The sequence below is a fragment of the Stenotrophomonas sp. PS02298 genome, from assembly GCF_029959445.1.
Classification (GTDB): domain Bacteria; phylum Pseudomonadota; class Gammaproteobacteria; order Xanthomonadales; family Xanthomonadaceae; genus Stenotrophomonas.
On record NZ_JASCOR010000010.1, the window covers coordinates 1 to 11,862 of the forward strand.

General features: G+C 63.1%; 8 protein-coding genes. 3 read left to right on the plus strand and 5 right to left on the minus strand.

The annotated features are described in order from the left end of the window. Nucleotides 1-79: 79 nt before the first annotated feature. The 5 genes from QMX78_RS02960 to QMX78_RS02980 all read right to left on the minus strand — a co-directional run bounded on the left by QMX78_RS02960 (nt 80) and on the right by QMX78_RS02980 (nt 7,730). Nucleotides 80-1,345, minus strand: a complete 1,266-nt coding sequence (locus tag QMX78_RS02960) for a glutamate carboxypeptidase (protein WP_282266387.1) — start codon at nt 1,343-1,345, stop codon at nt 80-82. Between the two features lie 162 nt (nt 1,346-1,507). Then, on the minus strand, nt 1,508-3,100 hold the full coding sequence (locus QMX78_RS02965) for an alkaline phosphatase D family protein (RefSeq protein WP_282266389.1): 1,593 nt from the start codon (nt 3,098-3,100) through the stop codon (nt 1,508-1,510). A gap of 11 nt (nt 3,101-3,111) precedes the next feature. Continuing rightward, nucleotides 3,112-6,045, minus strand: a complete 2,934-nt coding sequence (locus QMX78_RS02970) for a TonB-dependent receptor (RefSeq protein ID WP_282266391.1) — start codon at nt 6,043-6,045, stop codon at nt 3,112-3,114. Between the two features lie 135 nt (nt 6,046-6,180). Beyond that, the gene (locus QMX78_RS02975) at nt 6,181-7,218 is read right to left on the minus strand and encodes a FecR domain-containing protein (protein WP_282266393.1); all 1,038 of its coding nucleotides are present in this window, start codon (nt 7,216-7,218) and stop codon (nt 6,181-6,183) included. Then, nucleotides 7,215-7,730, minus strand: coding sequence for an RNA polymerase sigma factor (locus QMX78_RS02980; protein ID WP_282266395.1), 516 nt, complete (start codon nt 7,728-7,730; stop codon nt 7,215-7,217). The genes QMX78_RS02975 and QMX78_RS02980 overlap by 4 nt, the downstream gene beginning before the upstream one ends. Nucleotides 7,731-8,196: 466 nt before the next feature. Here QMX78_RS02980 and QMX78_RS02985 point away from each other — a divergent pair, with 466 nt between their 5' ends. From QMX78_RS02985 to QMX78_RS02995, 3 genes are all read left to right on the plus strand, one after another. Next, the gene (locus QMX78_RS02985) at nt 8,197-9,420 is read left to right on the plus strand and encodes a multidrug effflux MFS transporter (protein WP_282266397.1); all 1,224 of its coding nucleotides are present in this window, start codon (nt 8,197-8,199) and stop codon (nt 9,418-9,420) included. Between the two features lie 23 nt (nt 9,421-9,443). Next, nucleotides 9,444-10,043, plus strand: coding sequence for a TetR/AcrR family transcriptional regulator (locus QMX78_RS02990; RefSeq protein ID WP_282266398.1), 600 nt, complete (start codon nt 9,444-9,446; stop codon nt 10,041-10,043). Between the two features lie 123 nt (nt 10,044-10,166). Next, nucleotides 10,167-11,702, plus strand: coding sequence for a TerC family protein (locus QMX78_RS02995; protein WP_282266399.1), 1,536 nt, complete (start codon nt 10,167-10,169; stop codon nt 11,700-11,702). Nucleotides 11,703-11,862: the final 160 nt, after the last annotated feature.

The following is an 11,862-nucleotide window of genomic DNA, read 5'->3' on the forward strand; positions in this document are numbered from 1 at the left end:
GGTCAGAGTGGGGTTTCGTGTCGAAACCCCACTCTGACCCCGGTTTGCTCTGCACAAGGCCAACTGACGCGCCGAGAATTCAGTTCGGCGCGCGCTTGGCAAGCTCGATCAACATCCGCGATGCCAGGTACAGGCGTGGCGGGATCGAGTCGATCTCGATGAATTCATTGCGTGCGTGATACCCCCAGCCTGCGAGCCCCAGGCCTTCCAGCACCGCGGCATGACCAGAGCGGCCAGCGAAGCCCGCATCGGTACCACCGTTGGTAGTGGGATGCATCAGCAGCTTGCGCCCGTCCAGTTCGGCATAGATCTCCTGCGCCAGGTCCGCCAACGCTCGACCACGCTCACCGGCAACGTAGATCGGGCGCAGCGGCTCCAGCGTCACCGTGGTGGTGGTATCCGGCACCACGTGGCTCTGCTTGACCTTGGCCTGCAATGCGGCCAGAAGGTTGGCATTGCTGTCGGCCTGAGTGACCCGTGCATCGCCACCCACTTCGGCGCGTTCCGGAATCTGGTTGCGCGCCGTGCCGGCATTGGCCGTCGTCCAGTTGAGCTGCGCACCCGGCACCCCGACGGCCACATCCTTGGTCTGGATGATCTGGTGGGCCAGTTCGACGAGTGCGTTGCGGCCCTGTTCCGGCGCCGCACCTGCGTGTGCGGACAAGCCCTGCACCGTCATCCGCACCTGCGAAGTGCCGGCGGCACTGAGCAACACGCCTTCGCTTTCGATCACCGCCTTGGCCGCCGATGGCTCGAAGGACAGCACGACGTCGTGCTCGTCGGCCAGCTTGGCAATGGTTTCACCTGAGCCCGGCGAGCCGATCTCTTCGTCCGGATTGAACAAAACCGTAACCGTCGCGTAATCGTTCCACCCGCGCGCCTTGAGCAAGGCCAGCGAATGCAGGATCACCGCGATGCCACCCTTGTCGTCGGCGATACCCGGGCCATACAACAGGTTGCCTTTCTGGTGGAACGGCTCCCTCTCAAGGATGCCGCGGTCGTAGACCGTATCGGCGTGGGCGATCAACATCACCTTCAACTTGCCAGTGCCGTTGAAGGTGCCACGCACCAGATCCGGGCCGCCGGTTGCCGACGGGACCCGCTCCACCTTCGCATCCAGCGCCTGCAGCCGCTTGTCGAGATAGGCCATCACCTTGCCGACCCCCTCATGATCCGTGGAACCGGACTCCATCAGCACCAGCTCGCGCAGTGTCTCGATCACTGCTGGCTGCTGGGCCGTCGCCGCTGCCCGCAACTGCGCATCGAGCTGTGCCGCCTGCGCCTGCGCTGCGAAAGAACCTACAGCCAGTAATCCGCTGAAAACCGCCTTGCGTGAAATTCTCATGGCCTGCTCCTGTGGTCGCCGCCGTAGCCTATCAGCGACACGGTGACGATAGGGAGCCCTGGCGCACAGGAACGGGCCATCCGCTGGAACCACGGCTTCCCACATCACGCCCGCATTGCTGGCAGCGAGATGATCCGTGAGTTTCAGCGGATGACGGTGCTCTCAGGCCTCCTGCAAGCCCGGCCGACCATGCGCCACCGCATAGCGCTTCCAGCTCTCCAGCTTGCCGTCGGGCTGCATGACCTGGTCGAGCGTCTTCATGTCGCCCACCCAGGCGTCGCGGGTCACGTCGCACAACACATAGCCGCGTTTGTCGGTGGTGGCCTTCAGGTGCGGACTGTGCTGCAGCGTAGTGCGCGCCATCGCATCGACGCCCTGGCCATCGGCGCCGGAGCTGATCGACGTGGCCAGGAATTCGCTGGAGATCACCCCGGAATCGGCGTTGTCCTGCACCAGGTCACTCGCGTAGTGCCGGTGCGCGTCCCCACATGCGGCAACCACGTTGTTGAAGCCCAGCGTCTGGATATGGCCGAGCAGCCGCCGGCGGCTATCCAGATAGCCGGACCATTGGTCATCCGATGACACCACCTGTCCATCCTTCTCGCGCGCGTAATTGCCCAGCGAAACCTGGTGGGCGATGGTATGCCAACGTGGCGCCGCATCCGCCAGCCCATCGAACAACCAGCGCTCCTGCTGCGCACCGACGATGCTGCGTGCCGGCGACTCGACCTGCTCGCGCGCGGCCATGTCCACCTGCTTGCTGCGGTATTGGCGGGTATCAAGCAGATGCAGGTCCATCAGGTTGCCGTAGCGCGCACGCCGATACAGCTGCATATGCCCGCTGACCGGGAATGCAGAACGGCGCAACGGCATGTTCTCGTAGTACGCCTGGAACGCCTGTGCGCGCCGCAGCAGGAACACTTCGCTCGGGGTTCCATCCTGGTCCTCCGCTCCCGCCCAGTTGTTGTCCACCTCGTGGTCATCGAAGGTCACGAACCACGGTGCGGCGGCGTGCGCGGCCTGCAGGTCGGCATCACTCTTGTACTGCGCATAGCGCCGCCGATAGTCATCCAGGGTGTAGATCTGCGGCCCAACGTGGTTGCGCAGGTTGGTGAAAGGCTGACCATTCATCCGCCGCACGCCAGGCTGGCTCTCGCCCTCGTAGATGTAGTCGCCATAGTGGAAGACGAAATCCAGCGGCTCCTCGGCGATGCAGCGCCAGCCAGTGAAATGCCCTTCCTCGAAGTGCTGGCAACCAGCCACCGCGAAGCGGACCCTGTCCACCTGCGCCGTTGCCGCAGGCAAGGTGCAGGTGCGGCCTACCGCGCTTTCATGGCCGCCAACGGTGAAACGGTACCAATACGGTCGGCCAGGCTCCAACCCTTGCAGCTCCACATGCAAGGCATGACCGAGCTCGGGATGCGCAAGTGCCGAACCCTGCCGCAGCACGCGACGGAAGCCATCATCGGCAGCGAGCTGCCATTGCACGGGGATCGGCCGCGGCGTGATGCCGCCGCCGAAGACCAAGGGTTCGGTCGCCAGCCGCGTCCACAACACCATGCCATCGGGGCTGGGGTCACCGGACGCCACCCCGAGCGTGAACGGCGAGCTGGCAAAGCGCGGCGATGCCAGCAGGTTGCGCGGATTCAGCGCGCTGGCGTCGGCCCGTGCGGCCAGCGATGCGGTGCCCATCCACGCACCAAACGCCGACAGACCGGACAGCGCGAGGAAACGCCTGCGATTGAAGTTGTCCACGGGCCGCGTCCTCAGTTGTAGATGATGTGGAAGTAGTAGAAGCGGCCGTAGTCATCGATCTCGGTACGGAAGCGACCGTTCGGACCGGTGCTGTACGTCGGCTGCATGTTGAAAAGATTCTTGGCCTCGTACTTCAGCGTGACGTGCTTGCTGATCTTGTGGCTGAAAGCCAGGTTGAAGGTCATGTACGGGTCGTAATAGGAATCGAGCCATTCGGTATCACCGAAGTCGACCAGCATGCGGCTGCGGTAGTTGCCGGAAACCCGCAGCTGGGCGCTGTTCCACGGCATGCGCCAGATCGCCGAGCCATTGAGCGACCAATCCGGCTGGTACAACAGGCGATCAAGGCGCCGCGATGTGCCGTCACTGATCCTGTAGTTGGTCTGCCCGTCCAGGCCGGTGGCATTGAAGAACATGTCGAAGCGGTGACGTCCCCAACGCAGGTTGCGGTTGGCGATGGCGAACTCGACGCCGCGCAGCCGCGACTCGTCGGTGTTCATCGGCTGGGTAACCCGGTAGGTGGTGTCGCCGATATCCTCGAAGGTGGTCAAGGTATAGATGTCGTCCTTGATCACCTTGTCGAACAAGGCAACCGAGACGATGCCGTTGTTGCCGTTGAAGTACTTCTCCCAGGCCAGGTCCAGATTCGTCGAGCGGCGCGGATCGAGCCCGGCATTGCCTTGCTTGATCGTGCAATAGCCCCGGCCATCGTCATCGTCCGCGCAACTGCTGTTGGTGGCCTGGGCGATGTTGCTTGGAGTCGGGCGGCCCAACGTCCGGCTCGCCGAGAAGCGCAGGCGCTGGTTCTCGCTGAGCTTGAAACTGGCGTTCAGCGAAGGCAGCAGGTCGCTGTAGCCGCCACTGGTCTTCAGGAAATCGGCGGTGTAAGTGCTGCCGCCGTTGTTGCTGTACGGGCTGAACGCATCGAAGCGGGTGTGGTCGTAGCGCAGGCCGCCGATCAGCAGCAGCCGATCCCATGCATAGTGGGCGGACACATAGGCATTGGCGATGTCCTCGACGTATTTGTAGTCGCTGGTGAAGTTCGCGTTCGGATAGGCCGAGTTGTTGTTGTCCAGCGTCGGCACCAGCTCCTCGGTGAGTTTGCTGTTGTCGATCAGCGGAAAGCCAGGCACCGAGCCAAGCAGCGTCGAACCCGGATACAGGTAGTCATTCAAGGTCGCGCTGGTCTTGTAGTAGTTGAAATCGATGTCCTGCCAGATGTTGAGGTGGCGGTACTCGGCGCCCGCGGCCAGCCCGAATCCGCGCGCATCGGCATCGATGTTGTGGCTGAAATCCAGGCGCAGGTTGTCGATGGTCTCCTTCGCTTCGCGCGGCGACACATAGGCCTGTGCCGGATTGAGCTTGAAGCTGGAACTGGTCAGCAGGCTCGGGTCGGACACGCCCACGGCGTTCGGGAAACCGTGCTTGTCATTGGCGTAGTCCACGAACAGATTGCTCGGGTAGGCGCGCACGCCCCAATAGACCTGGGTATTGTCGAAGGTCTCCTCGGTGTGGCCGCCGCGCAGGGTCAGCCTGGTCAGCGCACCGATATCCCAGTTGAAATTGGCGATCGCACCGCGGTTGTTGCGGTCCCAGCGATCGTGGCGGTTCTTGATGTAGATGCTGTTGATCTGGGTGGTGCCGCCATCGGCGGTCTGATCACGGATCGCAAACTTCGCGTTGGAATACAGATCGGTCTTGTTCATCGTCGAGTTCTCGTAGAAGCGGTACGAGTACAGCAACAACGACGCGTAGAAGGGATCGTCGCTCGGCTTCCATTCCAGCTTGGCCGAGCCACCGAAGTTGGTGATGAAGTTGGTATAGGTGCCGGTACTGAAGTTTCCCGGTGCACGCAGGCCGTTCCAACCGGCCGCTTCGGTAGGCGCGGTGGTGCCATCGGTCAGGTACTTGCCCGCGTCGTTGAAGTAGTAGTTGGACTCGACCCAGCGCTTGATGCTGTTGCGCGAACGCTGCTCATAGCGGGCCACCGCGACGATGCCGAACTGCTGGTCAGCGCCGAACTGGTTGGAGAACACCATCTTGGCGCTCTTGCCAAAGTGCCCAAGTGTCTTGTGGTCACCGCCGGCACTGCGGCCGACATCGGTCTCGGCGGTTGAGTAGATACCCGCCACGTCGGCGAATACATATTTCCCGGAGCGATCAAACGCGCTGCGGCTGATGATGTCGATCACGCCACCAATGGCATCCGGTGCCTGCTCGGCACTGAAGCTCTTGTAGATATCGGTGCGGGTACCGATGTCGCTGGGAATCAGCTGCAGGTTGTTCATCCGCTCGCCGGAGCCGCTGCCGCCGACGCTGGCAATGGCGATGCCGTCGATGGTGGTGTAGTTGAGGTTGGCCTGCACGCCGCGCACGGTGACGTAACGCGGCTCGCCGGCGTCCTCCACCGCGCTCAAGCCCGGCGCGGCCATCAGGCTCTCGGCCAGGGTCTCGTCGCCATAGCTGTCCATCTCGTCATAGATCACCGAATCCTTGATCACCGGCGACTGCTTCTTCTGGTCGATGACCTCATGTGCGGCAATCACCGTCACCGTCCCCAGGGTAGGCGCGGCGGCCGCCTCTGCAGCACGTGGCACCGCTGGCGCGGGCTGCGCAGGGGCTGGCTTGGCGGGCGCTGGATCGATGGCGATGACGTTGCCGTCCACCACGCTGTAGCTCAACCCGCTGCCAGCCAGCAGTACCTCCAGCGCCTGCTTGACGGTGGCGCCGCTCGGCACCGCCGCTGCCATGCGCGGCGCGCCGGTGGGTGAGTAAAGGAACTGCACGCCGGCACTGCGCGACAACTGCTCCAACGCATGACCCAGCGATTGCGCCGGGATCGCGGTCGTCACTTTCGCTTCCAGTCCATCCGTGGCGGCAAGTGCCGGCACGGCAATGCAGGGTGATAGTGCAAGTACGACCGACAGGTAGAGCTTCTTCCGCATCACGGTTCCTAAGGAGGGAGATTGCATGTACCGCGTCGGCAGGTGACGTCGGCTTCCCCTAGTAAGAGCGGTGCTGCGGCGAAGTGGAGAACGCTGATTCGATGAATTTTTTCTTACAGGCCCAACGCGCTGCCTTCAGCGGCTATGGACATGCACGGTGTCACCACGGCGCTGCACCTTGAAGCGCGGGTCGCGGGCAAGGAATGCCTGCAGCGCCACGATACGGTCTGCATCCAGACTGCCGGACAGGCGCATGGCCGCCGCTGCGTCGTCCTCGATCACGACCTGCACCCGGTTATGGCGATTGAATGCTGCCGCAACTTCATCCAGACGTTCGTCCAGGAAGGAGACCTTGCGATGCTGCCAATCCAGCAGCATCGATGCAGGCATGTCCAAGGGCTGCACCGCACCGGTATCGTTGTCCACCAGCACCACGCGGCCCGCGACCAGCCGGGCAAGACGCTGCTGATCCGAGTCACCCCGCCAGACCTCGACTTCGCCGGAGACCACGCCGATACGGGTGTTCTGCAGCCGCCGCGACACATCGAACACGGTGCCGATATCGCGCACCCGCAACTCGCCTACCTGCACCTCGAATGCGCGGCGGTCCGGTGCCACATCGAAACTGGCTTCACCGCGCAGCAGCTCCACCCGTCTATCCAACCAGCCCATGCGCACACGGATGGCGCTGTCCGCGTTCAACCGCACCTCGGTGCGATCTGCCAGCACCAGTTCACGCAGTTCACCGTGCCCTGCTGCCAACACCTGCTCCTGCGGCCAAAGGCGTGACAATGACGCCCCCAGCACCAGCACCAGGCAGGCAGCCGCGGCCAAGGCAGCCCAGCGGCGCCGTCCACGTCGCGCCGGAACTGCGTTGCTGACAGCGTTTCTGGCAAACAAGGGCACCACCTTGGCCGTCGGTCGGCGTGCGCCCGCCTCCATCAGCATGCCTTCGAGCAGGTCGGAAGATGCTGCCGGCATCGCCTCGCCTACCTGCCGGTGCAGATCGAGCGCACGCAGATAGGCACGCACATGCTCCGGTGAACGCCGCAGCCAGGCCAGGAATGCGCGCCGCTGTACGTCGCTCAGCGCCCCGTCGCGGTTGATCAGGAACCACTGCACGCCCTGCTCGGCAACACTTCCATCCATGCAATCGGTGATATCCGGGTTCATGCACCCTCCCTGGTGCCAAGGGCCTGCCGGCAGGCTTCCAGCCCCTTGCCTATATGCTTGCGCACCATGTGCACGGACACATCAAGCTGCGCGCTGATCTGCAGGCATTCCACGCCTTCGCGATAGTGCAGCTCCATCACCCGGCGGGTGGTGGCAGGCAAGCGCGCGATGGCGCTGCGGATATCACTCCAACGCTGCACCTGCTCGAACTCGCCCTCGATGTCTTCCTCGCTCTTCAGCACCTCGGCAAGCAGATCGACATCGTCCAGCGGTGGACGCGCGGATTGCGTGCGCGCGTGCTCGCGGGCAAGGTTGGCGGCGACCGCGAAGAGATAGCCTTCTGGATTGGCAATGGCCTCGGCATCGTCGTCACTGCGACGCAGCAGCCGCAGGTAGACCTCCTGCGCCAGATCCTCGGCATCATCGGCGTGGGAGCCCCGGCGCAGGAAGAATCCCCGCAGCAAGCGTCGGCGCAGCTCATAGCCCTGCTCCCAGATCCTGGCGCTTTTCACGACAACCCAAGGTCCCGCCGCCGATAAAGCGGCAGATGGTGGCGCGCGGAGATGACAGCAGCATTGCATCACCGGGAATTGAAATGACGGCTGACGTCGCTGCGGCGCTGACTGCTGCTACGGATGCGCGCGTTTCCAACCGGGCCCTGCAGCAACGTGCCAGCGATGATTGCCAACGGACCTGAGGCCGCCCAACAACCCACGACGGCCTGCTTTGCCGGCTCGTCTTTGGATTGGCGCCGTAGCTCGTCAGCCACAAGCCAGACCCTGCATCGGTGTGGCTCGTTTACCCAATCACGTGATCGCAACGCCGGCGTGCCCGAGCGGCCGGCTTGCAGCTGAAGCCCTGAACAATTGACACCCCGGGAAGCACAGCCTATCTTACGCCCCGGAGACTACCTACCGATAGGTAGTCTTTGATTGAATCGACCCGAAGCAACAACAGACGTCTTCCGGAAAACCTGCAATGACCACTGCCCCTAGTCCCCAGCCACGCTCGAACATCACGCTCGCTCTTGGTCTGATCACCCTGCTCGGGCCCGCTGCCATCGACATGTACCTGCCGTCGCTGCCGGTGATGGCCACTGAACTGGGCGCGTCTTTCTCGACCATGCAACTGACGCTCACCGTCTTCCTGCTGGCAATGGGCGCCGGCCAACTGGTATTCGGACCGGTCATCGACGCGCTGGGCCGGCTGCGGCCGCTGCTGGTGGCGGTGCTGATGTTCGTGGCGAGCTCGCTATGGGCTGCAGCAGCAGGCTCTGTGGAAAGTCTGGTATTGGCTCGCTTCATCCAGGGGCTTGCCGCATCACTGGCCTTGGTCACCGCGATGAGCAGCGTGCGCGATATTGCCGAGGGCGTGGCGGCGGCCCAGTTGTTCGCATTGCTGATGACCATTCAGGGGCTTGGCCCGGTACTGGCCCCCGCCGTTGGCGGACTGATAGGCCACAGCTACGGTTGGCGGGCGGTGTTCGTGACGCTGGCACTGCTCGGCACCGTGGTGCTGGCCAACTGCCTGCTCAACCTCAAGGAAACCCTGCCGCGCGAGAAGCGTTCCGCACTCAACATGGCTGGCGTGTTGCGCACCTATATCGAGATCCTGTCCTCACGGAGCTTCGTATTGCCAGGCCTGTCGCTGGCATTGGTGTTCTTCTTCCTCTTTTCATACATCGGTGGCGCTTCCTACGTGTACCAGACCAACTACGGGATTTCCCCGCGTGATTTCGGTCTGTTGTTCGGTGCAACGGGCCTGGCAGTGCTGCTTGGCGCGCTGGGCAGCGCCAAGCTGGTAACCCGCTTCCGCATCGATACGCTGGCTTTGACGGGGGTATTGGCAATGCTTTCCGGTGCTCTGATAGGACTGGTTTCCAGCCTCAGCGGGACCGGCTTGCCCGGCATCATCGCGGGCATGTTCCTGGCACTTGGTGGACTTGGCATTGCCGAAGCGACCCTGATGTCGATCGCACTCGCAACCCGCAGCACCGCGCTGGGCGCCAGCGCCGCCGTGCTCGGTGCGGTACCGCTGATGCTCGGTGCCATCGCAACACCGCTCACTGCGATGATGGCCGCCAATGGCCCTGCATACTGGCTGGGCCTCCTGGCGGCATCCGGCATCGTCGCCGCAGCGCTGACCTGCGCCAGCGCACGGATGGTTAGCAGGAGCGGAATCCAGGTCGATCTGCAACACTGATGGACCTGCAGGAGAAAACATCAATGAGCAATCGATCCCCGGCAGCGGATCGCGTGTGTGAAGCTGCCGTCGCCCACTTTGCCATCCATGGCTACGACGGCGCATCGCTGAATGACATCGCCGCCTCCATCGGAATCAGGAAAGCCTCGCTGTACTCGCACTTCGCCAGCAAGGACGCGCTGTATCTGCAGGTGCTGGAAGACGCCATGGCAATCGAAAGCGCTTACGTGGTGCAGGCGCTGGCCGGCGCGGCCACAGCGGCAGGCCCAGGCGCGGTCTATGTGCGCGCCATTGCCCACCGCTACGAGGAATCGGTGCACCTGCGCTATCTGTTGCGCACGGTGTTCCTGCCACCGGCAACGTACAGGGACATCATCGGCCGGACGTATGTGCAGTTTCTTGAACTTGTCCGTGAGGGTTTCCTACGCCAGTTGCACGAATGCTCATCCACGCCATTGTCAGACGACCACGCCAAACGCTATGGCCTCACCTACGTCGGCATCGTCGAGAGCCTGTACGTTGAAATTGTCTACGATGGACCGGAACCGATGAAAGCCCGGCGCGACGCGATGTGGCAGGTCTTGATGGACTCCCTGCAGCTGCGCTTGTCGTTGCCTGCATGACAATTCAGCGCCACTGAAATCGCATGAATGCGCAAATGAACAATCGTACAAATCGGCTGACTTGAATGAATCACGTCGCCGCAGCGTGCGATGATCGGGGTTCCTCCGCTACCCCAACACTGCATGGAATGGTTATCCGACCCAACAATCTGGATGGGTCTTTCTACACTTGTCGTTCTCGAAATCATCCTCGGCATCGACAACCTCGTCTTCATCGCGATCCTTGCGGACAAGCTTCCTCCCCACCAGCGTGACAAGGCCCGCCTCATCGGCTTGAGCCTGGCGCTGTTGATGCGACTGGGCCTGCTGGCCACGCTGTCCTGGATCATGCGGCTCACCACGCCGCTGTTCTCCGTATTCGACCACGCGTTCTCCGGCCGCGACCTGATCCTGCTGGTCGGCGGCCTGTTCCTGTTGTTCAAGGCGACGATGGAACTGCACGAGCGGCTTGAAGGACGCTCGCATGAAGCCGGCGACAACAAGGTATACGCCAGCTTCGGCCTGGTGGTGACGCAGATCGTCATCCTGGATGCGGTGTTCTCGCTGGACTCGGTGATCACCGCGGTCGGCATGGTCGACAACCTCGGCGTGATGTTCGCCGCGGTGACCATCGCGATGGCCGTGATGATGCTGGCCAGCAAGCCGCTGACCAGTTTCGTCAACCGTCATCCGACGGTGGTGATCCTGTGCCTTGGCTTCCTGTTGATGATCGGCTTCAGCCTGGTGGCCGAAGGCCTGGGCTTCAAGATTCCCAAGGGCTATCTGTACGCAGCCATCGCCTTCTCGATCCTGATCGAGGGTTTCAACCAGTGGACGCAGTTCAACCGCGAGAAGCACGCACAGAACCTGTCCTTCCGGCAGCGCACCTCCAACGCGGTGCTCAAGCTGCTGGGCTCACGCCCGACGCAGGCCGTTGCCGGTGAGAGCCACGAGCCAGCGGATCAGCTGCCATCTGGTCTTGCGGCATCCGAGCACGACATGATCCGCGGCGTGCTGGCCCTGGCCGACCGCTCGGTCGCAAGCGTGATGACGGTGCGTGCCGATATCCAATGGATCGATCTGGGCAAGGGACCGGAGCACACCACCGCGCAGCTGATGGCCTCGCCGCATACCCGTCTGCTGGTGGCCGATGGCGAGCTGGATAACCTGCAAGGCGTGGTGCAGAGCCGCGACCTGCTGGCGGGCGTGCTCGCCGGCAAGCCCTTGGTGTTGGCCGACTACCTGCGCGAGCCGCTGACCCTGCCGGAAGGCGCGACCGCGCTGCGTGCGTTGGAGCGGATCAAGCAGCATCCGATTCCATTGGCGGTGGTGGTCGACGAATACGGCAGCGTGCAGGGCCTGGTCACCGCCAACGATCTGCTGGCGGCGATTGCGGGCGATCTTGCCGATACCCGCGACGCCGACTTCGGCGCCGAACAGGTGGACGGCAGCTGGATCGTGGATGCGTCCATGTCGATTGAAGACGTGGAGCGCATCACCGGCATCACGCTGGAACGAAGCCCGATGTATGTCAGTTTGTCCGGCTTGTTCCTGCATGCGCTGGAGCGGCTGCCGGTGGCTGGCGATACCGTTGAGTCGACTGGCTGGCGCCTGCAGGTAATTGATCTGGAAGGCAGGCGAATCGGCAAGACACGAATCTCCGCGATCGACAAGCAGTAACCACCGCCGGGACGGCACGGCTGCCACATGCAGCCGTGCGCGTCCTGAAAACCGTCCCGATTCAGGCCAGGATGCAAGGCAGGTGGGCTGGCCTGCCGAGGTGATCCAGGCACCGATCAGCATCATTGGCTGTCATCACTGCATCCAAACCCTGCACTGC